Origin of the sequence: Bacillus timonensis, from assembly GCF_000285535.1 — a bacterium.
In the GTDB taxonomy this organism is placed as follows: Bacteria; Bacillota; Bacilli; order Bacillales; family Bacillaceae_L; genus Ferdinandcohnia; species Ferdinandcohnia timonensis.
On the sequence record NZ_HE610991.1, the window covers coordinates 45,762 to 68,368 of the forward strand.

Consider the following 22,607-nt stretch of genomic DNA (forward strand, 5'->3'; position numbering starts at 1 on the left):
AGTACCTCTAGATAAGAGGCTGAGGGGGCAAATCACTTGAACTTAGTATTAATGGGGCTTCCGGGTGCTGGTAAAGGTACTCAAGCTGAAAAAATCGTAGAAAAGTACAATATCCCTCATATCTCTACAGGAGATATGTTCCGTGCTGCAATTAAAGATGGAACAGAACTAGGACTTCAGGCGAAATCTTTTATGGATAAAGGTGAGCTTGTTCCTGATGAAGTTACGATCGGAATTGTCCGTGAACGATTAAGCAAGAATGATTGCAACAAAGGATTTTTACTTGATGGATTTCCACGTACCGTTCCACAAGCAGAAGCACTTGAAGCAATCCTTACTGATCTCGGTAAAAAAATCGACTATGTAATTAACATTGAAGTTGATTCTGAAATCTTACTCGAAAGATTAACAGGTCGTCGAATTTGTAAGGACTGTGGTTCTACTTACCACTTAGTATTTAACCCACCTAGTCAGGAAGGGACATGCGATAAGTGTGGTGGAGAATTATATCAACGTGCGGATGATAATGCGGAAACTGTTGGAACTCGTCTTCAGGTTAATATCGAGCAATCTAAACCTCTTCTTGACTTTTATCAAGAAAAGGGCTATCTTCGCAATATTGATGGACAACAAGAAATTAACAAAGTTTTTGGTGATGTAGAGGAGCTCCTTGGGGGATTAAAGTAAATGATCATTTGCAAGACACCAAGAGAGATTGAAGTTATGCGCGAGGCTGGCAAAATCGTTGCGTTGACACACCAAGAATTACAAAAATATATTAATCCAGGGATTTCAACGAAAGAACTGGATACAATTGCTGAAAAGTTTATTCGTGGATATGATGCAATTCCTTCTTTTAAAGGGTATAATGGTTTTCGCGGTAGTATCTGTACTTCTGTTAATGAAGAGCTGGTACATGGTATGCCAGGTAATCGTGTCTTACAAGATGGAGATATTATAAGCATTGATATTGGTGCTAAGTATAATGGCTATCATGGTGATTCAGCATGGACTTATCCGGTAGGTACAATGCATGAAGAAAATCAAAGCCTTCTTGAAGTGACTGAAAAATCCCTTTATGAAGGATTAAAAGAAGCAAAGCCTGGTGTGCGTCTTTCAAATATCTCTCATGCAATCCAAGTTTATGTCGAGACAAATGGTTTCTCGATCGTTCGGGAATATGTTGGTCACGGTGTAGGCAAAGAATTACATGAGGATCCGCAAATTCCACATTTTGGTCCGCCTGATAAAGGACCACGTTTAAAACCAGGAATGGTACTTGCCGTTGAACCGATGGTAAATGCAGGTAGTCGATACGTGAAGACGTTAGCAGATAACTGGACTGTTGTAACAGTCGATGGCAAAACGTGTGCGCATTTTGAACATACGATTGCTATTACAGAAACAGGGTATGAGATCTTAACAAAATTGTAAGGCACAAACCCTATTCATTAGAATAACATTCATCTAATTTTTGATTACGTATCTCCGGAAGTTCAGAGCAGTATTAAGAAACTGGTCCATGGCAAACGAGACTTAGTCCTGAATTTGTATCGAAGTTTGTCAATGAGCAAGTTACTGATTTGAAGAAGGGAGAACATTCCAATGGCGAAAGACGATGTAATTGAAGTTGAAGGTACTGTTGCTGAAACATTACCTAATGCAATGTTTAAAGTTGAATTAGAGAATGGTCATACTGTTTTGGCCCATGTTTCTGGTAAAATTCGCATGCACTTTATTCGTATTTTACCTGGAGACAAGGTTACGGTTGAATTATCACCTTATGACTTGACTCGCGGTAGGATTACGTACCGTTTTAAATAAATGCGCTCCGAACTATCAAGGAGGTTTGAAAAATGAAAGTGAGACCATCAGTAAAACCTATCTGCGAAAAGTGCAAAGTAATTCGTAGAAAAGGTAAAGTAATGGTAATTTGTGAAAACCCAAAACATAAACAAAAACAAGGCTAATTAATAAGGAGGTGTACGTCTAAATGGCACGTATTGCTGGTGTTGATATTCCGCGTGAAAAACGTGTAGTGATATCATTAACATATATTTTTGGAATCGGACGTCCAACTGCACAAAAAATCTTAGCAGAAGCTGGTGTTTCTGAAGATACACGAGTTCGTGATCTTACTGAAGACGAACTAAATAAAATTCGTGATATCGTTGACCGTTATAAAGTAGAAGGTGACCTTCGTCGTGAAGTTTCACTTAACATCAAACGTTTAATCGAAATTGGTTCTTACCGTGGTCTACGTCATCGTCGTGGATTACCTGTAAGAGGTCAAAATACTAAAAATAATGCTCGTACACGTAAAGGACCTCGTCGTACTGTAGCAAACAAAAAGAAATAGTAAGGGAGGTAATGGATAAATGGCACGTAAAACGAATACTCGTAAACGTCGTGTAAAAAAGAATATTGAATCTGGTGTTGCACACATCCGTTCAACATTCAACAATACGATCGTAACAATTACAGATGCACACGGAAATGCTATTTCTTGGTCAAGTGCTGGTGCGCTTGGATTCAGAGGTTCACGTAAATCTACTCCATTTGCTGCACAAATGGCTGCAGAAACAGCTGCTAAGGCATCAATGGAACATGGTATGAGAACTCTTGAAGTAACTGTAAAAGGCCCTGGTGCAGGACGTGAAGCTGCAATTCGTGCTCTTCAAGCTGCTGGTCTTGAAGTTACAGCTATTAAAGATGTTACTCCAGTACCACATAACGGTTGTCGCCCACCAAAACGTCGTCGTGTGTAACATACGTTTAAATACGACAAGACGTATTTGATCTTTTTCTGTATAAGATTTTTTATCCATGGCTATAATGGATTAATGGGTTTTGTTAAACTTTTTTACTGTGTAAGAAAGTTTGCTTTCTTATCTTATAAGTGTAACAAAGGCGTGAGTGAGGTAATACTTACAAAATGCCATGTTTTCTTTATAAGTTCTTTACAGAATGAATCGAGTTGTTGTGCACAGATAGGGAACTTAACTATTGGGAATTTCGGTTAGACGTAGTTGATCATGGTCTAGCCGAGGTTTCGACGTTTTGAAGGAGGGTTTATAAATGATCGAAATTGAAAAACCAAAAATCGAAACGGTTGAAATCAGCGAAGATGCCAAATATGGTAAATTCGTCGTCGAGCCACTTGAGCGTGGATATGGAACTACTTTGGGTAACTCCTTACGTCGTATCCTATTATCTTCTCTCCCTGGTGCCGCTGTTACGTCTATTCAAATAGATGGGGTACTGCATGAGTTCTCAACAATCGAAGGCGTCGTCGAAGATGTAACATCTATTATCTTAAATGTGAAGAAACTAGCTCTCAAAATCTACTCTGATGAAGAGAAGACGCTTGAGATTGATGTTCAAGGTGAAGGTCCGGTAAAAGCTTCCGACATTACACATGACAGTGATGTTGAAATCTTAAATCCAGATTTACACATTGCAACACTTGCTAAGGATGCACATTTTCGTGTGAGATTAACTGCAAAGCGCGGACGAGGATATACTCCAGCTGATGCAAACAAGCGTGAAGATCGACCAATCGGTGTAATTCCGATTGACTCCATCTATACACCAGTTTCACGTGTTAATTACCAAGTGGAAAAAACACGTGTTGGACAGGTCGCGAACTTTGACAAACTGACTTTGGATGTTTGGACAGACGGCAGTACTGGTCCAAAAGAAGCGATTGCACTGGGTGCGAAAATCCTAACAGAACATTTAAATATTTTTGTGGGATTAACAGATGAAGCTCAAAATGCAGAAATTATGGTTGAAAAAGAAGAGGATCAAAAAGAGAAAGTCCTCGAGATGACAATTGAAGAATTGGATCTCTCTGTTCGTTCATATAACTGCTTAAAGAGAGCAGGAATCAATACGGTTCAAGAGCTTGCTCATAAGACTGAAGAAGATATGATGAAGGTACGAAACCTTGGTCGTAAATCTTTAGAAGAAGTTAAGGCTAAACTAGAAGAGCTTGGTTTAGGCTTACGTAAAGATGACTGACTCATTTTGAATTATGCGAATTAGAGGCATCTTTCACAACACGTACAGTCATACTTGTTACAAGAGCCTAGTTATCTAATGCTTTGTCTTTCATAATAATTCAACAAAGGAGGGAATACCTCATGTCATACCAAAAATTAGGACGTACAAGCGCGCAACGTAAGGCGTTATTACGTGACCTTACTACTGACTTAATCATCAACGAGCGTATTGAAACAACTGAAGCTCGTGCGAAGGAATTAAAATCAGTTGTAGAAAAAATGATTACATTAGGTAAGCGTGGTGACTTACATGCTCGTCGTCAAGCTGCTGCATACATCCGTAATGAAGTAGCAAACGAAGAGTCTGGTCAAGATGCGCTTCAAAAATTATTCAGTGACATCGCTACTCGTTATGAAGAGCGTCAAGGTGGATACACTCGTATCATGAAACTTGGACCTCGTCGTGGTGACGGTGCACCAATGGTTATCATTGAATTAGTATAATTTTTCATTAATAAGGGCGGGACAGTTTTATAAACTGGTCTAAGCCCTTTTTATTTTACATTTATTATCTTTCAAAAAAGATAGAATTATCGATAAATAATTTTTTACTCTCCTATTAGAAAACACACATTGTAATAACACCACTCCTGATTGTTGAATGAGCCGTTCTTATTCCCTTGACAGATGAGGAAGGAACGAATAATTTGGTATTAACCTGCTGTATAAGGTTAATACCTTCGGAGAGCGTCGTGGATTTTAAAATGAAACTTTTCGAGCGAACTCGAAAAAAATCTAGGCGGCAAATACGTCAGTACGTATTTGATTAAGTTGAGACGAGAATAGTATTATTTCTATGGAAATAACGTAATTAGTGGGGGGAATGAGAATGAGTGAAGCCCTTTTAGTCGTTGATCAGATAAGTTATAAATACACGGAAAATACAAGGTTTGCTTTAGAAAATCTTTCATTCTCTGTTCAAAAAGGAGAATGGCTAGCAATTGTAGGACATAATGGCTCAGGAAAATCTACGTTAGCTAAAATACTAAACGGTTTACTATTGCCTCAAACAGGAACCGTAACCATTGAAGGTATCCAACTAAATGAAAATTCGATATGGGACATTCGTAGGAAAATTGGTATGGTGTTTCAGAATCCAGATAATCAATTTGTAGGTACGACTGTTAAGGACGATATTGCCTTTGGAATGGAAAACAACGGCATTCCTCGGGAAACGATGGTATCTAGGATTGATAGAGTCATCGATATGGTAAAAATGAAGGACTTTCTTGAGTATGAACCACATCAACTTTCTGGTGGGCAAAAGCAGAGAGTTGCAATTGCAGGTGTTTTAGCCGTACAGCCTGATTTAATCATACTAGATGAGGCAACCTCGATGTTGGACCCTATAGGGCGCACAGAGGTCTTAGAAACGATAAGGGAAATCAAGAATGAGAGTCAAATCACGGTGATGTCAATTACACATGATTTAGAGGAAGCAGCAAGGGCAGATCGAATCATTGTGATGAATCAGGGACAATTATTTGCGGAAGGAAAACCTGAAGAAATCTTTGCTTTAGATGAAAAGCTTGTAGAAATTGGTTTGGATTTACCTTTTTCTGTAAAAGTATCTAAAAAACTACGAGCAATCGGGGTTCCTCTTTCAAAGAATCATATAACAGAAGAAGGTTTGGTGGATGAGTTATGGACATTACAATCGAAAAACTAGAGCACCGCTACCAAATTCGTTCTCCATTTGAAAGGCTTGCCTTATTTGACGTCAATGCAAAAATAAAATCTGGTTCTTACACTGCTATTATTGGACATACCGGTTCTGGAAAATCAACAATTCTACAGCATTTAAATGGTCTCCTACAGCCAACCTCAGGTTCCATTACCATTGGAGATCGTACAATTAGCTCAAAACAAAAGCAAAAAAATCTAAAGCCACTCCGAAAGAATGTAGGGGTTGTCTTTCAATTTCCAGAGCACCAATTGTTTGAAGAGACAGTTGAGAAAGATATATGTTTTGGACCATTGAATTTTGGTGTTTCATTGGAAGAAGCAAAGGAAAGAGCCAGACAGGCTATTAGCATGGTTGGCCTTTCAGAAGAATATTTATCGAAATCTCCTTTTGATTTAAGTGGAGGTCAAATGAGACGGGTTGCGATTGCTGGAATCTTGGCAATGAATCCAAACGTATTAGTTTTGGACGAGCCTACTGCAGGTTTGGATCCAAGGGGACGTTTTGAAATTATGGAGATGTTCTATAAACTTCATAAAGAACGAGGACTTACAACAATTCTTGTAACTCATAGTATGGAGGATGCCTCCCGATATGCAGATCAAATTCTCGTTATGGAAAAAGGGACAATTAAATTTCAAGGTGATCCAGTTGAGATTTTTTCTAACCCTGAACAGGTTCTCCATTTAGGGCTAGATGTTCCTGAGGCTGTTAGATTAAAAGGGTTGCTCGAAAGAAAGTTAGGAATTAAGATTCCTCGTTCTGCTAGTTTATCAGTAGATGAAATTGTGAAGTATGTAGGAAATGCCCTTAAAGGTGAGGGGGTCGGGTTATGAACATCATTATCGGACGTTATATCCCAGGGAACTCTCCGATTCATAAAATGGACCCAAGAGCAAAATTGCTTTTAATTTTCTGTTATGTTTTTATTGTTTTTTTAGCAAACTCTGTTCTAACCTATGCATTATTAGGAATCTACACTTTAGTGATTGTATTCCTAACAAAGGTTCAATTACGCTACATTCTTTCGGGACTAAAACCCATTCTATGGGTCATACTTTTCACATTTATCCTTCATATCTTTCTGACGAAAGAAGGTAACCTATTAGTTGACTTTGGTTGGCTTCAAATTTATGAGGGTGGCGTAACACAAGGGATTTTTATATCATTGCGGCTATTATATTTAATAATTATGACGACAATATTAACATTAACAAGTACACCAATTGAAATTACAGATGGCATGGAGAGTTTATTAGCACCATTTAAAAAAATGGGTCTACCTACACATGAGCTTGCACTAATGATGTCAATTTCACTTCGATTTATCCCGACATTGATGCAAGAAACAGAGAAAATCATGAAGGCACAGGCTGCCCGGGGGGTCGAATTTACGAGTGGCCCGATTAAGGACCGTATGAAAGCGGTCGTTCCTTTATTAATTCCTTTGTTTATAAGCTCGTTTAAACGTGCTGAGGAGCTTGCAATTGCTATGGAAGCAAGAGGATACCGAGGTGGAGAAGGGCGGACCAAGCTTCGTGTTTTACAGTGGCGTGCCATTGATACACTTATGCTTGTACTACTCTTTGTAACCGCAGCTGTATTATTTTTATTACGTGGATAATGAGGTAAAAAATGAATCGCTATAAATGCATTATTTCGTATGATGGTACTCATTTTTCAGGGTATCAGGTACAACCGAATAAACGAACAGTACAATCGGAATTTGAGACTGCTTTACAGAAAATGCATAAAGGGGAACCAGTGAGTATTGTTGCATCAGGTCGAACGGATGCAAAAGTTCATGCACTCGGACAGGTCATCCATTTTGATTCCCGAATATCTATTCCTGTTGAGGGTTGGAAACGGGCCTTAAATTCACTGCTCCCGAATGACATTTCCGTTCGTTCGGTAGAAATGGTTGCTCTAGACTTTCACGCGCGTTTCGATGTAAAGGCGAAAGAGTACCGATATCGGTTATTAGTCAGCAAAGAACCTTGCGTTTTTAAGCGTCATTATACGTATTATTATCCATATCCACTTAATCTTGCTGCAATGAGGGAAGCTTCAGACTATCTGATAGGTACCTATGATTTTACAAGTTTTTGTGCTTCAAAGACCGAAGTGCAAGATAAGGTTCGTACTATTTACCAAATAAAAATTGAAAAACATGAAGATGAGCTGATTTTTTCGTTTGTTGGAAATGGATTTTTATATAATATGGTGCGAATTTTAGTAGGGACTTTACTAGAAGTTGGAAGCGGCCAAAGAGAGGCTAGGATGATTGAGAATATCCTGTCTGGGAAGGATAGATCATTAGCAGGAAAGACCGCGCCAGGCCAGGGTTTGTGCCTATGGCAGGTGTTTTATGAGGAATGGAAGGATAAAAATTATTATAACAACTAATCCTGGTGTAACATTTCCTTGACATTACACCCTGAAAGTTATATTATATTTTAGGTATGATATTTAAACCCCACGTTAAAGCCCCGGAACTTTAATCGTGATTAAATACAATATGAAACGTTAGTGAAATTAGGAGGGAAACTCATGCGTACAACATTTATGGCTAATGCTAGTAATATAGAACGCAAATGGTATGTTGTAGATGCTGCGGGCAAAACTTTAGGTCGTTTATCAACTGAAGTTGCAACATTACTTCGTGGAAAACACAAACCAACTTTTACACCACATGTTGACACTGGTGACAATGTTATCATTATCAACGCTGAAAAAATCGAATTAACAGGTAATAAATTAAACGATAAGATTTACTACCGTCATAGTCAATTCCCAGGCGGATTAAAGTCTAGAACTGCATTAGAAATGCGCACAAACTATCCAACAAAAATGCTTGAACTTGCAGTTAAAGGAATGCTTCCAAAAGGTTCACTTGGTCGTCAAATGATCAAGAAATTGCACGTTTACGCTGGAAGCGAACATCCACATCAAGCACAACAACCTGAAGTTTACGAACTTCGCGGTTAATTATTAAGGAGGGTATTAATTTGGCACAGGTACAATATTATGGCACTGGTCGTCGTAAAAGCTCTGTTGCACGTGTACGTTTAGTTCCTGGCGACGGACGCATTGTAATCAACGGTCGTGACATTGCAGACTATATTCCATTCGAAGCATTAAGAGAAGTTGTAAAACAACCTCTAAATGCGACTGAAACTTTAGGTAATTATGACGTTCTTGTTAACGTTAATGGCGGAGGATACACTGGTCAAGCTGGCGCTATCCGTCATGGTATCGCTCGTGCTTTACTACAAGCTGATCCTGAGTTCCGTCCAACTTTAAAATCAGCTGGACTATTAACTCGTGATCCTCGTATGAAAGAACGTAAAAAATACGGTCTTAAAGGCGCTCGTCGTGCACCTCAGTTCTCAAAACGTTAATCTTAGTAATAAAATTACAGGCTATTTCATCCATGATGAGATAGCCTGTTTTTGTTTGCCAAAAAATGAAATAATGAAATTTTTGGGGAAAGAAAACGGATGTATAAGTTTTAATGATATACTTGAAATGCGGATAAATGAGAAGATAGTATGATAGTTGAAGTTGAATGCTCAGGCAATGTAAGTATTGAAGGGGACCATAAAGAAAAGTGACTTAAAACCTATGTTTTTATTTTCTATAGAAACTATGTTGGGCATAGGAGGCTGGCATGTCAAATACAAAGTACGAAAAAATATATGAAGATTTAAAAAAGAAAATTGAGCAGAATGTTTACCAGTATCAACAATTCATTCCTTCAGAGAATACATTAGTTAAAATATATGACTGTTCAAGGAATACCTTACGAAGAGCAATCGGAAATCTTGTGGACGATGGGTATGTGCAAACCAAACATGGGAAAGGTGTGCGCGTTATTTATCAGGACTTTAGAAAGAATGAATATATGTTTGGTGAGACGGAAACATTTAAGGAGTTTGCGACTCGAAACAATAAGAAGCATCGGACCGAGGTCATCGTCTTTGAGGAATTGGTGGTAGATCAAAACCTTCACGAGCATACGAGGTTTCCAATTGGGGTTGAAGTGTTTCACCTAAAGCGTGTCCGTTATTTAGAAGGAAATCCGGTCATTATGGACTACAATTATTTTAGGAAAGATATTGCAAAAGGATTAACGTTGGAGATAGCAGAGGATTCAATTTACGAATTCCTAGATAAAGAGCTGGACCAACGAGCGGTCACTGCCCAGCGAAAAATGGTGGTAGAAAGAACAAACGACATGGATGAGAAATATTTAAAATTAGATGGATTTAATAGTGTCGTCGTTGTTACTAGTCATATTTTTAATGCAGATGGTGTGATGTTTGAATTTACTTTATCAAGGCATACTCCAAGTAACTTTGTATTCTTTGACCAAACACAACGAAAGTAAAAAAAGTGTACGAGATGAAGCTCTCGCACACTTTTTGTTATTTAGCCAGTTTTGATGCTAAGTGAATAAATACGCTAGACGTCCACGTATGAGCAAGGTCTCGTAAACCTCTTCCTGTTTCAGCATGGAAGTTCTCTGCAAATCCCCCATTTTTACATAGTTCAAGAAACTTCTCTGTTATTTCATTTGCTAATTCTTGTTCCCCACACTCTTCAAATGCCTCTACAAAGAGGAGAGTGGTAGGAGCCCAAATCGGTCCTCTCCAGTAGGCATCTTCCTCATAAAAAGGACTGTCTATGGCTTCTGACGCGATTCCCCACTTTGTTAAATACCTTTCACTCTTTAGAACATTGATGATGTTCTTTTTAGCCGCTTCAGGAAGTTTGTTTGCCAAGATGATTGAAATTAAAGGCAAGATTCCTTGACTGTCAATTATTTTACCGTCTCTTGTAAATCGAGCTATTGGCAGGTCCTCAACAAGGAAATAGTCACAAAACTTCTGTGTATATTGTGCGGATTGTTCTTCCCAATATTTCTTATCTTGGTCTCTATCAAGTTTTTCAGCTACAACAGCTAGCATATCCATTGATTTAATCAAAAAAGCAGTTAGGTCTGGTGAGTCAATGATGTTTGCATTTCTGAACACTGTACTGTTGTCCTGTCCAGAATCATTACCGTGATGGTATTCACAAATTCCGTCGCCATTGAAATCTTTGTATTGTAGATAAAATTCCACATGTCTTTGGATTTGAGTAAATATCGTTTCTAATTGTTCAGTAGTCAACGTCATTTTTTCCATCATCTTTAGCACAAATAATCCTTGTACAGGAGGCTTGGAGAAATTCCAGCGGATGGTCGAGTCGCTTATAGAACCTGGAATTTGGCCTTTGTCGTCCTGATAATCGAATAAGACTTGAATTTGATCCCATGCAAGTCCATCATCGACACCAGCGAGTGCTAATGCATTGAAGGCATTATCCCAACTCCAAACACCTGGGAAATTTGCATTTGACATATACATGGCTTTTCTTTTCAACAACCCTTGTTCATTCACGATACATGTCCAGTTTAAATAAGCAGCTTCTCTTAGTGTTTGTTGATATCTCTCTGGAACAATAGGGTGCTTAGATAAGAATCTCAAAAAATGATTTGTACTCTTGTTTAGTGCATCTTCAAATTTATACTCTCTTATTTCAGGAACTGCTCCGTTCGTAGCAATGTCTTCAATGACACATAAGAATTCATTTGACTCTTTGGTTGATGTGATTTGAATGCTTGATATGTTATCGGCTTTGTTTGTGCTTCCTGTCGTATCCATAAATACGTTTTGTTGAAGGAAAACGGATCCTTGTGGTGCAAAGATCATGTATTTAGTCAGATTTTTGTAGCTGTTAACAATGCAATACTCTTCACCAGCATTCCCTAGGAGATAGTTATATTCAAAGTTGAAAATTGGTTGAGTGTCTAGTGTTAGACCAACATTTTCCCCACGACCTTGTATAAAAATCCTTTCAGCATCTTCAAAGCATAAATAGATGTTTCCTCCATCAAATGTCAGGACAATCTTACATTCATCAGCTTCATAGGTGTATTCAACAGGAGTCCCATTAATTGTTGGGATGACTTTAAGAGCATTTTGATGATGTTTGGACTTTCCCCTTACTGAATTTATATAAAGCCCATTTTTCTCAGGGGTTTGGCTCTCTTGGTATGTGACTGCCATGTAAGAACCGAAATGACTCATAGGTGTGACCCGTATATCCAAAGTGAACACTCCTCTTTTAAATTTATATTGACAACAAAATCTACTGTACTATAATTAACTTGTTTAAACAAGTTAGAAATTTGTGTAAGCGATTCGATAAATGGAGGTTAGCGCATGGCTATTAAAGATCAAGTATCCAATATTATAAAAAATATCGGTGGATCTAAAAACGTCACTAATGCAACTCACTGCGTGACAAGGCTACGTTTAGTATTAGAAGATGAAAGCCAAGTCAATAAAGAGGCGTTAGAAGAAAATGAACTGGTGAAAGGGACGTTTTCAGTAAATGGCCAGTTTCAAATTATCATTGGTCCTGGGCTTGTAGAGAAAGTTTACAATGAGTTTGTAAATCAGACAGGTGCAGTAGAGGTAAGTAAGGATGAAATGAAGCAGATAACTGCTGAAAAGGGAAATATCATTCAGAGAGTTGTCCGGGTCTTGGCAGACATCTTTATTCCGATTCTTCCAGCAATTGTTGCTGCAGGTCTTCTCTTGGGATTAAATAATATGCTTGCAAACCCTGGTATTTTCTATGACCAAAAATCCGTGTTAGATGTGCATGCGGGCTGGACGGGGTTTGCGGAGTTCATTAATGTCATTGCTAATACGGCATTTACATTCTTACCTGTGCTCATCGCGTGGTCGGCTGCTAGGAAATTTGGAGGTAGCCCGTTATTAGGGATTGTGTTGGGGCTATTATTAGTACACCCTTCATTAATGTCAGCTTATGCCTATGCAGAAAATCCAAGTGAAGTGGAGTACTGGAATCTATTTGGTTGGGACATTGCCAAAATAGGATATCAAGGACAAGTTCTTCCTGTTATTTTTGCTACTTGGATTTTAGTTTGGTTTGAGAAACGTTTGAAACGCTTAATTCCAGATAATTTACAAATGATTTTTGTGGCACCGCTCGCATTAGTCATCGCTGGTCTTTTAACATTCGGAGTTATCGGGCCAATTACGATGACAGGTTCAAATTGGATTACGAATGGTATTCTCTATCTATTTGAATTATCACCTGCGTTTGCAGGGGGCGTGTATGGATTTATTTCAGGTCCACTTGTTATTACGGGCATGCACCACATATTCTTAGGGGTAAATCTTCAAATGGCCGGTACACTTGGCTACGTTACATTATGGCCAATTGGCGAAACAGTTACACTTGCCCAAGGTGCTGCTGCGTTGACGATGTTCTTTATTTTGAAGCAAAACCAAAAATTAAAAAGTGTATCACTTACTGCAACATTATCCGCATGGCTCGGCGTTACCGAACCAGCTATTTACGGAATCAACCTTCGATTTAGATATCCTTTCATAGCTGTTATGGTAGGTAGTGCAATTGGAAGTGCATATTTAGCGGCACAAGGGGTGAAAGCTACCTCTGTTGGAGTGGGAGGAGTTTTATCATTCCTTTCTGTTTATCCAGAACATTGGGGTTTCTATTTCACAGGGATGGCAATCACATTCATCTTTACCGTTGGATTAACATTTGGGTTAGGTAAAAGTAAGTTTTTTAAGTCTGGTAAAGATGTTGTGAAAAAATAGACCAGAGAAAAGTAGATCTTAGGCACTCGTTGGCACCTCAATTCTAAAATTTGGGGTTATCAAAGGCTCTCAACCAAATTGGTTGGGGGTCTTTTTTTTACCTAAAAAACAAATAAAAAAGTACTTATCATTTGGAAGTTCTTTCATTCACTTATTCGTTAAAATGTAATGTATACTGGAGTTTAAAGGATAAGTACTATTAGAATGGAATATCTGACAAAATACTTTTTAGAAACACTTTCTTTGAAAAGTAGAGATAGGTAACATAAGGAGGTAAAGAATGATGAGTGGATTTCCTAAAGAGGCAATGCGTATGTTAAAAGAGACGAGTCGTACATTTTACATACCGATTACGTTCTTGCAAAAGGAGTTAAAGTATTCAGTTGCTTCTGCTTATCTGGTTTTTCGAGCAATTGATGAAATAGAAGATCATGAAGAATTGGACAATGATGTAAAATCTACAATGCTAATGCAAATAAGTGACTTATTTAAAAAACCATTCGATAACGAAGAATATATAAGAATACTTGGATTGAAAAAAGATCAAATGCCAGAAGTTACACTTCGATTACAAGAATGGCTACAAGCTTGTCCAAAAGACACACTATCAATCATCATGGATGCAGCTAGTGAGATGGCCCTTGGAATGGCGAAATGGGCGAAAGTCAACTGGAATATTCAAACGCGTGAAGATTTGGATGAGTATACATATTATGTTGCAGGACTTGTTGGCGTACTGCTTTCGGACTTATGGGAACACTATGGAGATGAAAAAACAGATCGGGAACTTGCTATCGGGTACGGACGTGGGCTTCAGGCTGTAAACATTTTACGCAATCAGAAGGAAGATTTCGATGAACGTGGTGTAAGCTTTGTGCCAGATGGATGGAGCCGAGCAGAGTTGTTTGAATATGCAGAAGAAAACCTAGCGAAAGCTGATGAATATATGAAGTCACTAAGTAAGAAAAGTATTTTATTATTTTGCCGTCTGCCGCTTGCCCTAGCCCACAAAACATTAAAGGCGATGAAAGAGGGACGTGAAAAAATAACACGTGCAGAGGTTGAACAAACGGTTGACGAAGTTCAGACTAATTAATTTCTTGTTAATCAGAATCAATGAAACAGCGTCGTTCGAATTTAACGGGAGTTAGAGGCGTATCTTTAACGAATTATGATGATAAGGGCAGGTGTTGCTGATGGCCAATACAATCGAACAAAGAAAATCACAACATATTCAAATTACCTTAAATGAAAAAGTAACGGGTGATTCAATCTCAACAGGATTGGAGTCTTATAGGTTTCTCCACAATGCACTTCCTGAGATTGATTTTGATGATATCTCTATTGAAACGAACTTCCTTGGCTTTCAATGCAAAACACCATTTCTCATTAGTTCCATGACGGGTGGGACTGCTCTTGCAGAGACGATAAATCGAAATTTGGCTATTGCAGCAGAAGAAAGGGGCTGGGCACTTGCGCTTGGTTCCACACGTGCACTGCTCGATAGTGATGGACACTTTTCTTCTTTTCTGATGAGAAAGTATGCACCGAGTGTACCACTTATTGCAAACTTGGGCGCCGTTCAATTTAACTACGGATATGGTATCGAGGAATGTAGGAAAATTATTGAGATGACCGAAGCGGATATGCTCGTTCTTCATTTAAATAGTATTCAGGAAGTGCTACAGGATAGGGGAGATACGAATTTTAAAGGGTTATTAGAGAAAATTGAACAACTATGCAGCACCCTAGAAGTCCCAGTCGGAGTTAAGGAAGTAGGATGGGGAATCGATGGTCAAACTGCAAAGAAGCTAGTTAAGGCTGGTGTTACCTTTATTGATGTTGCGGGAGCAGGAGGCACTTCCTGGAGCCAAGTGGAAAAGTTTCGAGTTGAAGATCAGATTAAACGTGTTGCTGCAGAGGCATTCAGTGAGTGGGGAATTCCAACTGCTGAATCAATTCAATTGGTTCGGGGAGAAATTGAAAACCAGCCACTAATTGCTAGTGGGGGAATGCAGACAGGACTAGACGGTGCTAAGGCGATTGCGTTAGGGGCTGACTTGGTTGGTTTCGGAAGGTCCATTCTGAAAGAAGCGACACAGTGCGTTGAAGATGTACTGGAAGTGATGAAGGTCCGGGAAATGGAACTTCAGATGTCGATGTTCGGAATCGGGGCACAAACGATTGAAGAATTGAAGGGCAACCCACGCTTGAAGAATTGAAGGGCAACCCACGCTTGAAGAAATGGTGAAAATGGTCCTGTCAATTAAAAGGGAATACCTTGGTCAGTCGAAGACTCTCAACTAATTGGTTGAGGGTTTTTTATTGCCAAAACGGACGGAGTATCCCTCCTACATCCGTTTTAGTCAACCAGTTTATTCTTTACTGCATAAAGTGCTGCTTGTGTTCGGTCAGTCAATTCGAGCTTAGCGAGTAAGTTTGATACATGAGTTTTGACTGTTTTTTCGGTAATGAATAAGGAACTTGCGATTTCTTTATTGCTTTTTCCTTTGGCAATTTCCTTTAACACGTCTAGCTCTCTATTGGTTAATTCCTCTAGTGAATTTTTCTTCTGGTTTCGATTATTGGAAAGGTTCGCCAGTAGGTGAGAGGTTGCCTTTGGGTGGAGTTGGTTTTCACCGCCCATGATTCTGTTAATCGAGATGACAAGGTCATCGGGCTCAATGTCCTTTAATTGGTACCCAGACGCTCCTGCTTCTAGGGCAGGAATGACGTGGTCTTGATCAGAAAAGCTGGTTAGCATCATAATTTTTATTTCAGGTTTTTCCTTTTTAATGATTCTTGTTGCTTCAATGCCATCCATTTCGGGCATTACCAAGTCCATGAGAATTAAATCTGGGTTTACCAACTTTGCTTGTGTAATGGCCTCTTTTCCATTTGCCGCTTCACCGACAATCTCAATATCTGTTTGTGTACGAAGGAAAAAAACGAGACCTCTCCTGACGACATGGTGATCGTCAACTACTAATATCTTAATACTCATTGCATGTCTCCCTCCTAAAATGGGATACGGACGCCTATTTCTGTCCCAAACCCCGGGCTGCTTTGTAAATAAAAAGTCCCTTTTAATGCTTCTGTCCTTTTTTTCATATTTCGTAATCCCAACGAAGGTATTTCGAGATTTTCTTCATAGTGAAAGCCGCATCCCTTATCTTTAATGGTCATATTTACACCACCTTCAGAAGCTTGGAAACATAATAAGACCTCAGTTGTCTGTGAATGCTTTTTACAATTGGCTAGAGCCTCCTGCCCAATGCGCCATAATGCTTCCTCTACTTTTCCGGGGAGGCTAGCTGCGCCAGTTAGTTTTGTATGGATGGATAGACCTAGCATTTCAGCATAGCTTCGTAGGGCACTAATGAGTCCGTTTTCGAGCCCTTCCGGACGCAGTTGCCAGATTAATGCTCTCATTTCTCCAAGTGCCTCTTGAGCCATATCTTGTATATAGGTAAACGTTTGTTTGACTTCGGTGCTTTCTGTCATTTCAACTCCAGCTCTTGCAGTAAGACTTAAAGAAAATAGGAGTTGATTAACAGAATCATGAAGATCCCGCGCCAAACGATTACGTTCAGTAACAAGTGCTGTCTCTTGTTCACGTTGGGTTAGTTTGATTCTTTTCAATGCGGTTCCAATTTGATAGGCTACAGCTTCAAGTAAATCGAGTTCGTTTTTTTCAAAATGTGTTTTATTGGGAGCGCCGACATTCAATATCCCGAATCGTTCCTGTCCTGCACGAAGCGGGACTGTCGCGTGATGAGTTAGACCACATGTTTCTCCGGCATCCTCATCAAGCGCATCCTCGATTCGCTTACACTCTATAATATTTGTTGCTTTAGTAAGTTGCAGATTGTTGTACTTATTTACACACCAACACTTGCCGTGACACATCCGTCGCTTTTGGTCATTGGCTAATGCAGGTGGTAGGGCTTCGTCAGCAGCAAGTTGATGCATGCCATCGTTATCAATCAAAAAAATCCAACCAGTTTGTAGCCCTGTTACTTGGAGAAGTTTTTTCAAGACAACTCTCAATACGTTCTTTGTGTCTGTTCCTTCGTTGAGAAGCTCAGCAATTTCCTTTAATATGCTGATTTTTTGATATTTGTCATCTGACATTGAATTTCCTCCGCCATAAAGTATCTGCTTTCATTATAGCTTATTTATAATTTTCAGACTTCACTTTTCGTAGCAATTATACTTTCAGGTGTTCGTAATATGCAGTAGTTCTACGATTTCTTGGTTAGGTCCTTCATAAAAGACTGTTTGCCATCCATTGTCGAGTTTATAAGGGCCTTCGATTTTTTGAAAGCCCATAAGTTGGGTCATCGCCATATTAAGATTGATTACTTCAAAGCATATATGGGTATTTAATCGATTACTCGATATTAACTCTAATCTAAAACTGCCAAGAGTTAAAAACACAACTTCTTCAGCCATAAATCTTAAACGTTTTTCTTCTTTAAAGCCTAAATGATTTTTATAAAAAGTAACAGAATCCTCAAGATTATTCACTTCGAGACCATAATGATGAAATTTCAAAGTAATCCCCCAATCAAATAATTAGATTCATATCCCCGAATTCATGCCACAAATATCCCGCATCAATGGCTTGTGTGTAAGCATGAAGCAGATGCTGCTCTGAAATAAAGGCAGAAAGCATATCTAGATGGCTAGCTTTGGGTTCATGAAATCCAGTAATGATCCCATCAGCCACTTTTAAAGGGAAATGATGATTGATATATAAATTTGTTACTCCTGAAAGGATTCCAGACGTAGCAGCAGTCTCCAGTGCTCGAACTACTGTTGTTCCAACCGCAATAACCCTTTTTCCAGCTGCTTTCGTCTCATGGATTTTTTGCATGGTTTGCAAAGGAATATGGTATTCTTCCTCATTCTCTTCTGGCGTTTGATGCCACCTGTCATCAAGTAAATAGCTAAGTCCGGTATGAAGTTGAATAAAATCAATCTGCACTCTTTTTTGCATTAATGTAAACAACAGCTCCCAGCTAAATGCTCTTCCAGCTGAGGGCATTTCAACTGAACCCGGATGGCTTGCGAAAACTGTTTGATAATACTCCAACTCCCATGGGTGATGAATATATTCATAACGAATCGGCTCCCCGAGGGTATAGATGATATTTAAAAGGTCAGTCCCTTTTTTCGTAAATTTCAAAATGAGTAATGGCGAATTCTCCTTTACACTAGTTACTACTGCCGAAAGTTCAGGTGAAAAGATGAGTGTACCGCCAATCTTTACATGAGGTTGAACAACGAGTGCTTCCCATGTATCCTCCGTAAGGCGTCTGGCCAGTCGAACTTCGACGTTGGCTGCTATTTGAACCGCATTACTAAAATACTTTGCTTGTAAAACTGCTGGTATGGTCCGGCTGTTATTTAAAATAACAAGGTCTCCTGGTTGCAAATAATGTGGTAAATGAAAGAAAAGGTCATGCTCAGGTTTACCATTAGACCGATCAAGAACCATCATTCGAACATGATCTCTTCTGATGCCACGCTTTTCAGGGGGGAGGGAAGCATTCAGTTCGTTTGGAAGATAAAAGTCCAAAGCTTTCGCTACCATTTCCTACGCCTCCTCTGACTGAGCTGAAAATCGCTTGCCATTAATGCCTTTTGCCCGGTCAGATGCTAGATATAAAAAGATGTCCACGACTTCTTCAGGTTTTGCTAATGGATAATCACAATTTGGGACGGCCAGTTGGTGCATCTCTGTGTCCATTTCACCAGGGTCTACCATATTTACCCGAATACCGGTCTCACTTAATTCATCCGCCCATGTAAGGGTGATGCCTTCTACAGCGAATTTCGAAACACCGTATGCTCCCCAACCTGCAAATCCAACATGCCCAGCTTCAGATGTAACATTGATGATTGCCCCTTGTTTGCGCTCTAACATCCCAAGACAAACCCTTCGTGTAACTAGAAAAGTTGATAACGCATTGACTCTCAGTACCTCAGCAAAGTCTTCCTCTGGGAAATCGAGAAGCAGGGGCATTGGGCTCGGGCCTAATATGGAAGCATTATTTATCAAAACATCAATGTGACCATATGCCTCTTCCGTAATTGCAACAAACCGATCGACATCTTTTGATAGGGAAACATCTGCGGTCACCGCAAGTACCTTTGCCCCTAAATTTTCAGCCTCATCCCTTACCTTTAGTAATTCATCTTTTGTCCTTGCGCAGATTGCGAGCCTTGCACCTTCCTTGGCAAAAGCCAATGTCAAAGCTCTACCTAAACCTTTTGACGCTCCAGTAATCATGACAACTTTGTTTTTCAGCATGGGTATCTCTCCTTTTGTTGTTGTTGATTTAAGCATACTGATTCTTGAAAAATCCATCTTCGTAAAAAAGCTGGAACTTATCTACGACTTTTGGATGAGATTTCAAAGTTAGTATCATCACAAGTAAAAAACAATTGTACCCACGCACTTTATCTTGACTTGGGACAACCATCCGTCAAATTTCAAGTTATTTCGAGCATTTCGCCCACATATGATGAATGTAAGAATAGAAACAAATGTGAAGGGATGGATGGAAAATGAGTCGAATCCAAAAATCAATGCTAGGTGCTTTTATAGGTGCATCATCGGCAGGAATGTGGTTGGTCGTGGATCTTTTACTTCCAGAACCGATTGGGGATTATTTATTATTTCTTATAATGGGAGTAGTTCATATGGTTATTGGTTGGCAGGTAGCTAGGTTAGTCGGGAAACACAAAGAACGTTCAATTCGCGAGACTTCGAATAGTATTAAGACATCGGATGTATAGAGATAAAGGCTCTCAATCATTAGATTGAGGGCTTTTCGTTTTTTTTTGAGTTGCTTTTCTTAAAATAAGGACAGTTGGCTGGGTATCATAATTGTCCATTAAACATGTCCCAGTAGTTGGTGAGTTGTCTTGCCGTTAATGGTGAACTGCTGAAAATACATAAGCGGGGGTTTTTCGTTTAAATTCAGAATGGAGGCGTTTAGACCTAAATAAATGGAAATTTCCAAGTTATCCAAAGCGAAAGCCCTACTTTTTCACATTTGTATGGTCAATAAGCGGAGTCTCGCCGTCTATTAAGGCTATTTTCAGTGTCTTTTACTGATTAAGAGGAATTTTTCCGTCTATCACCTGCCTGGGTGCTTAGTCAGTTCCCACAACCTATAAGGTAAGTCCTCGAAACTGCATTGCAATTGACAGAAATTTTGACTCGCTTTTTTCATTGTTCAACGCTTTTTGTCTATCATCCAAATGAGTGTCAATTGTATGTCAAAAACGAAGGTATTGTTTAAGAACCTTAGCAAATATGAACAATGAAGTGTGCCAATTCACACGTCATTGTTCATGTCATTTATTAATAAAGCACCCGAAATCGGAACCCTTTATTATTCGATTGAGTGACTTTTTGTTTGTGGCTAGATCCAGGCGCCATCGGCTAGAGGTCATAATCCAATCGCTTCGGAAGGAAAAATGCCTCATTTGTCAGTGCTTGTCTTACGCTTGTCGACGAAAAGCAGAGGATGCCCGTTCTTCTTTTCGAGTGTATGCATAGTTTAATTTGGAAGTTAAGGTAGTTTGTGTTTTGCGCATGTTTACGGAGATGCAGTAGGAAACTATTTGACAAAGGGGGTTTATTTTATGAATGTTATTACAACCTTCAAGGAAAAACGGAAAGAGAAGCAGATTAAGTATGAACGGAAAATGCTTCGTGAGCTCTCATTAGAGGAATTAAAAAAGAACGTTATGGATTCATTTAGTAGTTTCTTTAGAATGGATTCTATACTTGGAAGTGCAATTGAAGAAGGCTGCCTTGATGTTGCAATTGAGGCATATCTACTAGGAGCTAAATATAGCAAATTTGGTTATTATGGAGAATCTGTTGAAGAAGTGAGAATGAGATGTTACAGATTCGAGAAAAACCTGATTGATGCGTTATATGAGTTTATTTGTTATTGGGGACATATTGGTGACCACGGCTTTGTAAATGAGTCACTTTACTATGCTTGTGAGCACTATGTCACCTATTGGTGGACAGAAGGATTCCAGAAGGGTGAAAAAAGATACCGGCTAAAATTGCATTAGAATTTTTAATCATATATACTCTCCTTGTCCCATATAGTTAATGTAGGGACATGCAGGAGGGAAATGATGAATAAGAAACTAAAAATTATTGGTATCCTTCTAGGTGCTATTGTTTTATTTTTAATTATACAATTTCGATTTATGGATAAAGATGTTTGGGACCCGTGGAGCTTACCCTTATCAGGGAAGTTTATTATCATTGACCCTGGTCATGGTGGACCTGACGGGGGAGCCCAAAGCGGCGACATCCAGGAAAAGGACATCGCCCTCGAAATATCCTATAAACTCCGCGATTATTTACAACAGCAAGGTGCTTTTGTGCAGATGCTACGGGAAGAGGATATAGATTTAGCACCTGATGGAACGAGGGGCTACAGCCGACGGAAAACCGAGGATTTAAAGAAACGTGTTCAAATCATTAATGAATCAGATGCGGATTTATTTATAAGTATACATTTAAATGCCATCCCGTCACCTAGATGGAGAGGGGCACAAACCTTTTATTTCAGCACCTTCAAAGAGAATGAAGAAGTTGCCAAATTTATTCAAGATGAGCTTCGAAACAACCTTGGTAATACAACACGACAAGCAAAAGCAATCAATGGCGTATATTTATTAAAAAGCGCGAAAAAGCCAGGTGCTCTTGTAGAAGTGGGATTCCTCTCAAATCCAGATGAAAAGGCTTTACTCGTACAAGAAAAATATCAGGACAAGGTTGCTGCCTCCATTTATACCGGCATTAACCGTTATTTTTCGAATGAATCTAACCCACCTGAATGAGGTGGGTTATTTTTATGATGAGTTTAGCTGATGCAAAAATTTGAAATGGACGCTTCGGAGCGAGATGCATAAATCCGAGTTATGACGCAAATCTTCGGAACGAGACGCAAAAATCTTAATTTCGACGCAAATCCTCAGAATGAGACGCAAAAATCTTGAGTGAGACGCAAAACCTCAGATTGAGATGCAAAAATCTGAGAAATGATGCAAATCTTCGGAACGAGACGCAAATATCTTAATTTCGACGCAAATCCTCAGAATGAGACGCAAAAA

At 39.1% G+C, this 22,607-nt stretch carries 27 protein-coding genes; 21 read left to right on the plus strand and 6 right to left on the minus strand.

Annotation, left to right across the window (positions count from 1 at the left end; all coding sequences use genetic code 11):
* The first annotated feature begins 36 nt into the window (after positions 1 to 36).
* The 15 genes from BTHG_RS22985 to BTHG_RS23055 all read left to right on the plus strand — a co-directional run bounded on the left by BTHG_RS22985 (position 37) and on the right by BTHG_RS23055 (position 10,138).
* Complete coding sequence (locus BTHG_RS22985) at positions 37 to 687, plus strand: adenylate kinase (RefSeq protein ID WP_010285094.1); 651 nt, start codon at positions 37 to 39, stop codon at positions 685 to 687.
* Positions 688 to 1,434, plus strand: a complete 747-nt coding sequence (gene map / locus BTHG_RS22990; protein ID WP_010285097.1) for a type I methionyl aminopeptidase — start codon at positions 688 to 690, stop codon at positions 1,432 to 1,434. It abuts the gene before it with no gap.
* Positions 1,435 to 1,605: 171 nt separating this feature from the next.
* Positions 1,606 to 1,824 carry a translation initiation factor IF-1 gene (gene infA, locus BTHG_RS22995; RefSeq protein WP_010285101.1) on the plus strand — a complete coding sequence of 73 codons (219 nt, stop codon included), beginning with the start codon at positions 1,606 to 1,608 and terminating at the stop codon, positions 1,822 to 1,824.
* A 32-nt stretch (positions 1,825 to 1,856) separates the two neighbouring features.
* Complete coding sequence (gene rpmJ, locus BTHG_RS23000; protein ID WP_003156543.1) at positions 1,857 to 1,970, plus strand: 50S ribosomal protein L36; 114 nt, start codon at positions 1,857 to 1,859, stop codon at positions 1,968 to 1,970.
* A 23-nt stretch (positions 1,971 to 1,993) separates the two neighbouring features.
* Entirely contained in the window at positions 1,994 to 2,359 is a 366-nt protein-coding gene (gene rpsM / locus BTHG_RS23005) for a 30S ribosomal protein S13 (RefSeq protein WP_010285107.1), read from the plus strand.
* Between the two features lie 19 nt (positions 2,360 to 2,378).
* Entirely contained in the window at positions 2,379 to 2,768 is a 390-nt protein-coding gene (gene rpsK, locus BTHG_RS23010) for a 30S ribosomal protein S11 (protein WP_010285108.1), read from the plus strand.
* 310 nt (positions 2,769 to 3,078) lie between these two features.
* Positions 3,079 to 4,023, plus strand: coding sequence for a DNA-directed RNA polymerase subunit alpha (locus BTHG_RS23015; RefSeq protein ID WP_010285109.1), 945 nt, complete (start codon positions 3,079 to 3,081; stop codon positions 4,021 to 4,023).
* A gap of 122 nt (positions 4,024 to 4,145) precedes the next feature.
* Positions 4,146 to 4,508 (plus strand): 50S ribosomal protein L17, encoded by a 363-nt coding sequence (gene rplQ / locus BTHG_RS23020; protein ID WP_010285110.1) that lies wholly within the window; start codon positions 4,146 to 4,148, stop codon positions 4,506 to 4,508.
* A gap of 385 nt (positions 4,509 to 4,893) precedes the next feature.
* Positions 4,894 to 5,733, plus strand: a complete 840-nt coding sequence (locus tag BTHG_RS23025) for an energy-coupling factor ABC transporter ATP-binding protein (protein WP_010285111.1) — start codon at positions 4,894 to 4,896, stop codon at positions 5,731 to 5,733.
* Positions 5,709 to 6,584 (plus strand): energy-coupling factor ABC transporter ATP-binding protein, encoded by an 876-nt coding sequence (locus tag BTHG_RS23030; RefSeq protein ID WP_010285112.1) that lies wholly within the window; start codon positions 5,709 to 5,711, stop codon positions 6,582 to 6,584. Before BTHG_RS23025 ends, BTHG_RS23030 begins: the two co-directional genes overlap by 25 nt.
* Entirely contained in the window at positions 6,581 to 7,372 is a 792-nt protein-coding gene (locus tag BTHG_RS23035; RefSeq protein WP_010285115.1) for an energy-coupling factor transporter transmembrane component T family protein, read from the plus strand. Before BTHG_RS23030 ends, BTHG_RS23035 begins: the two co-directional genes overlap by 4 nt.
* Positions 7,373 to 7,383: 11 nt before the next feature.
* Positions 7,384 to 8,154, plus strand: a complete 771-nt coding sequence (gene truA, locus BTHG_RS23040) for a tRNA pseudouridine(38-40) synthase TruA (protein ID WP_010285116.1) — start codon at positions 7,384 to 7,386, stop codon at positions 8,152 to 8,154.
* A 144-nt stretch (positions 8,155 to 8,298) separates the two neighbouring features.
* Positions 8,299 to 8,736 (plus strand): 50S ribosomal protein L13, encoded by a 438-nt coding sequence (gene rplM, locus BTHG_RS23045; RefSeq protein ID WP_010285117.1) that lies wholly within the window; start codon positions 8,299 to 8,301, stop codon positions 8,734 to 8,736.
* Positions 8,737 to 8,756: 20 nt separating this feature from the next.
* Positions 8,757 to 9,149 (plus strand): 30S ribosomal protein S9, encoded by a 393-nt coding sequence (gene rpsI, locus BTHG_RS23050; protein ID WP_010285119.1) that lies wholly within the window; start codon positions 8,757 to 8,759, stop codon positions 9,147 to 9,149.
* A 269-nt stretch (positions 9,150 to 9,418) separates the two neighbouring features.
* Positions 9,419 to 10,138: a UTRA domain-containing protein gene (locus BTHG_RS23055; protein ID WP_010285121.1), complete on the plus strand. Its 720-nt coding sequence runs from the start codon at positions 9,419 to 9,421 to the stop codon at positions 10,136 to 10,138.
* A 37-nt stretch (positions 10,139 to 10,175) separates the two neighbouring features.
* Here BTHG_RS23055 and BTHG_RS23060 read toward each other — a convergent pair whose 3' ends face one another.
* Positions 10,176 to 11,903, minus strand: coding sequence for an amylo-alpha-1,6-glucosidase (locus tag BTHG_RS23060; RefSeq protein WP_010285123.1), 1,728 nt, complete (start codon positions 11,901 to 11,903; stop codon positions 10,176 to 10,178).
* A gap of 114 nt (positions 11,904 to 12,017) precedes the next feature.
* On the opposite strand from BTHG_RS23060, the gene BTHG_RS23065 reads away from it, so the two are divergent.
* The 3 genes from BTHG_RS23065 to fni all read left to right on the plus strand — a co-directional run bounded on the left by BTHG_RS23065 (position 12,018) and on the right by fni (position 15,670).
* Positions 12,018 to 13,448, plus strand: coding sequence for a PTS transporter subunit EIIC (locus BTHG_RS23065; RefSeq protein WP_010285125.1), 1,431 nt, complete (start codon positions 12,018 to 12,020; stop codon positions 13,446 to 13,448).
* Positions 13,449 to 13,731: 283 nt separating this feature from the next.
* Positions 13,732 to 14,544, plus strand: a complete 813-nt coding sequence (locus BTHG_RS23070) for a squalene/phytoene synthase family protein (RefSeq protein WP_010285127.1) — start codon at positions 13,732 to 13,734, stop codon at positions 14,542 to 14,544.
* Between the two features lie 100 nt (positions 14,545 to 14,644).
* Entirely contained in the window at positions 14,645 to 15,670 is a 1,026-nt protein-coding gene (gene fni / locus BTHG_RS23075; protein WP_010285128.1) for a type 2 isopentenyl-diphosphate Delta-isomerase, read from the plus strand.
* 140 nt (positions 15,671 to 15,810) lie between these two features.
* Here the strand turns inward: fni and BTHG_RS23080 are convergent, their stop codons facing one another.
* From BTHG_RS23080 to BTHG_RS23100, 5 genes are all read right to left on the minus strand, one after another.
* On the minus strand, positions 15,811 to 16,452 hold the full coding sequence (locus BTHG_RS23080; protein WP_010285131.1) for a response regulator: 642 nt from the start codon (positions 16,450 to 16,452) through the stop codon (positions 15,811 to 15,813).
* Between the two features lie 14 nt (positions 16,453 to 16,466).
* Entirely contained in the window at positions 16,467 to 17,582 is a 1,116-nt protein-coding gene (locus tag BTHG_RS23085) for a GAF domain-containing sensor histidine kinase (RefSeq protein ID WP_010285132.1), read from the minus strand.
* Between the two features lie 84 nt (positions 17,583 to 17,666).
* Complete coding sequence (locus tag BTHG_RS23090; RefSeq protein ID WP_010285133.1) at positions 17,667 to 18,005, minus strand: VOC family protein; 339 nt, start codon at positions 18,003 to 18,005, stop codon at positions 17,667 to 17,669.
* 13 nt (positions 18,006 to 18,018) lie between these two features.
* Positions 18,019 to 19,047: an S-adenosylmethionine:tRNA ribosyltransferase-isomerase gene (locus BTHG_RS23095; protein WP_010285134.1), complete on the minus strand. Its 1,029-nt coding sequence runs from the start codon at positions 19,045 to 19,047 to the stop codon at positions 18,019 to 18,021.
* 3 nt (positions 19,048 to 19,050) lie between these two features.
* Positions 19,051 to 19,767 carry an SDR family NAD(P)-dependent oxidoreductase gene (locus BTHG_RS23100; protein ID WP_010285135.1) on the minus strand — a complete coding sequence of 239 codons (717 nt, stop codon included), beginning with the start codon at positions 19,765 to 19,767 and terminating at the stop codon, positions 19,051 to 19,053.
* A gap of 257 nt (positions 19,768 to 20,024) precedes the next feature.
* On the opposite strand from BTHG_RS23100, the gene BTHG_RS23105 reads away from it, so the two are divergent.
* The 3 genes from BTHG_RS23105 to cwlD all read left to right on the plus strand — a co-directional run bounded on the left by BTHG_RS23105 (position 20,025) and on the right by cwlD (position 22,334).
* The gene (locus BTHG_RS23105; protein ID WP_010285136.1) at positions 20,025 to 20,255 is read left to right on the plus strand and encodes a hypothetical protein; all 231 of its coding nucleotides are present in this window, start codon (positions 20,025 to 20,027) and stop codon (positions 20,253 to 20,255) included.
* Between the two features lie 855 nt (positions 20,256 to 21,110).
* Positions 21,111 to 21,554, plus strand: coding sequence for a YbaK family protein (locus BTHG_RS23110; RefSeq protein WP_010285137.1), 444 nt, complete (start codon positions 21,111 to 21,113; stop codon positions 21,552 to 21,554).
* 66 nt (positions 21,555 to 21,620) lie between these two features.
* A complete protein-coding gene (gene cwlD, locus BTHG_RS23115; RefSeq protein ID WP_010285138.1) occupies positions 21,621 to 22,334 on the plus strand; it encodes an N-acetylmuramoyl-L-alanine amidase CwlD in 714 nt (237 codons plus the stop codon).
* The last annotated feature ends 273 nt before the right edge of the window (positions 22,335 to 22,607 follow it).

Coding starts and splice junctions, on each gene's coding strand:
- BTHG_RS23105 (WP_010285136.1), top strand. CDS start 20,025: ATGAGTCGAATCCAAAAATCAATGCTAGGTGCTTTTATAGGTGCATCA.
- BTHG_RS23065 (WP_010285125.1), top strand. CDS start 12,018: ATGGCTATTAAAGATCAAGTATCCAATATTATAAAAAATATCGGTGGA.
- rpmJ (WP_003156543.1), top strand. CDS start 1,857: ATGAAAGTGAGACCATCAGTAAAACCTATCTGCGAAAAGTGCAAAGTA.
- BTHG_RS23095 (WP_010285134.1), bottom strand. CDS start 19,047: ATGGTAGCGAAAGCTTTGGACTTTTATCTTCCAAACGAACTGAATGCT.
- rplM (WP_010285117.1), top strand. CDS start 8,299: ATGCGTACAACATTTATGGCTAATGCTAGTAATATAGAACGCAAATGG.
- BTHG_RS23025 (WP_010285111.1), top strand. CDS start 4,894: ATGAGTGAAGCCCTTTTAGTCGTTGATCAGATAAGTTATAAATACACG.
- map (WP_010285097.1), top strand. CDS start 688: ATGATCATTTGCAAGACACCAAGAGAGATTGAAGTTATGCGCGAGGCT.
- BTHG_RS23110 (WP_010285137.1), top strand. CDS start 21,111: ATGAATGTTATTACAACCTTCAAGGAAAAACGGAAAGAGAAGCAGATT.
- fni (WP_010285128.1), top strand. CDS start 14,645: ATGGCCAATACAATCGAACAAAGAAAATCACAACATATTCAAATTACC.
- BTHG_RS23030 (WP_010285112.1), top strand. CDS start 5,709: ATGGACATTACAATCGAAAAACTAGAGCACCGCTACCAAATTCGTTCT.
- infA (WP_010285101.1), top strand. CDS start 1,606: ATGGCGAAAGACGATGTAATTGAAGTTGAAGGTACTGTTGCTGAAACA.
- BTHG_RS23035 (WP_010285115.1), top strand. CDS start 6,581: ATGAACATCATTATCGGACGTTATATCCCAGGGAACTCTCCGATTCAT.
- BTHG_RS23070 (WP_010285127.1), top strand. CDS start 13,732: ATGAGTGGATTTCCTAAAGAGGCAATGCGTATGTTAAAAGAGACGAGT.
- truA (WP_010285116.1), top strand. CDS start 7,384: ATGAATCGCTATAAATGCATTATTTCGTATGATGGTACTCATTTTTCA.
- BTHG_RS23080 (WP_010285131.1), bottom strand. CDS start 16,452: ATGAGTATTAAGATATTAGTAGTTGACGATCACCATGTCGTCAGGAGA.
- rpsK (WP_010285108.1), top strand. CDS start 2,379: ATGGCACGTAAAACGAATACTCGTAAACGTCGTGTAAAAAAGAATATT.
- BTHG_RS23015 (WP_010285109.1), top strand. CDS start 3,079: ATGATCGAAATTGAAAAACCAAAAATCGAAACGGTTGAAATCAGCGAA.
- cwlD (WP_010285138.1), top strand. CDS start 21,621: ATGAATAAGAAACTAAAAATTATTGGTATCCTTCTAGGTGCTATTGTT.
- rpsM (WP_010285107.1), top strand. CDS start 1,994: ATGGCACGTATTGCTGGTGTTGATATTCCGCGTGAAAAACGTGTAGTG.
- BTHG_RS23055 (WP_010285121.1), top strand. CDS start 9,419: ATGTCAAATACAAAGTACGAAAAAATATATGAAGATTTAAAAAAGAAA.
- BTHG_RS23100 (WP_010285135.1), bottom strand. CDS start 19,767: ATGCTGAAAAACAAAGTTGTCATGATTACTGGAGCGTCAAAAGGTTTA.
- rplQ (WP_010285110.1), top strand. CDS start 4,146: ATGTCATACCAAAAATTAGGACGTACAAGCGCGCAACGTAAGGCGTTA.
- BTHG_RS23085 (WP_010285132.1), bottom strand. CDS start 17,582: ATGTCAGATGACAAATATCAAAAAATCAGCATATTAAAGGAAATTGCT.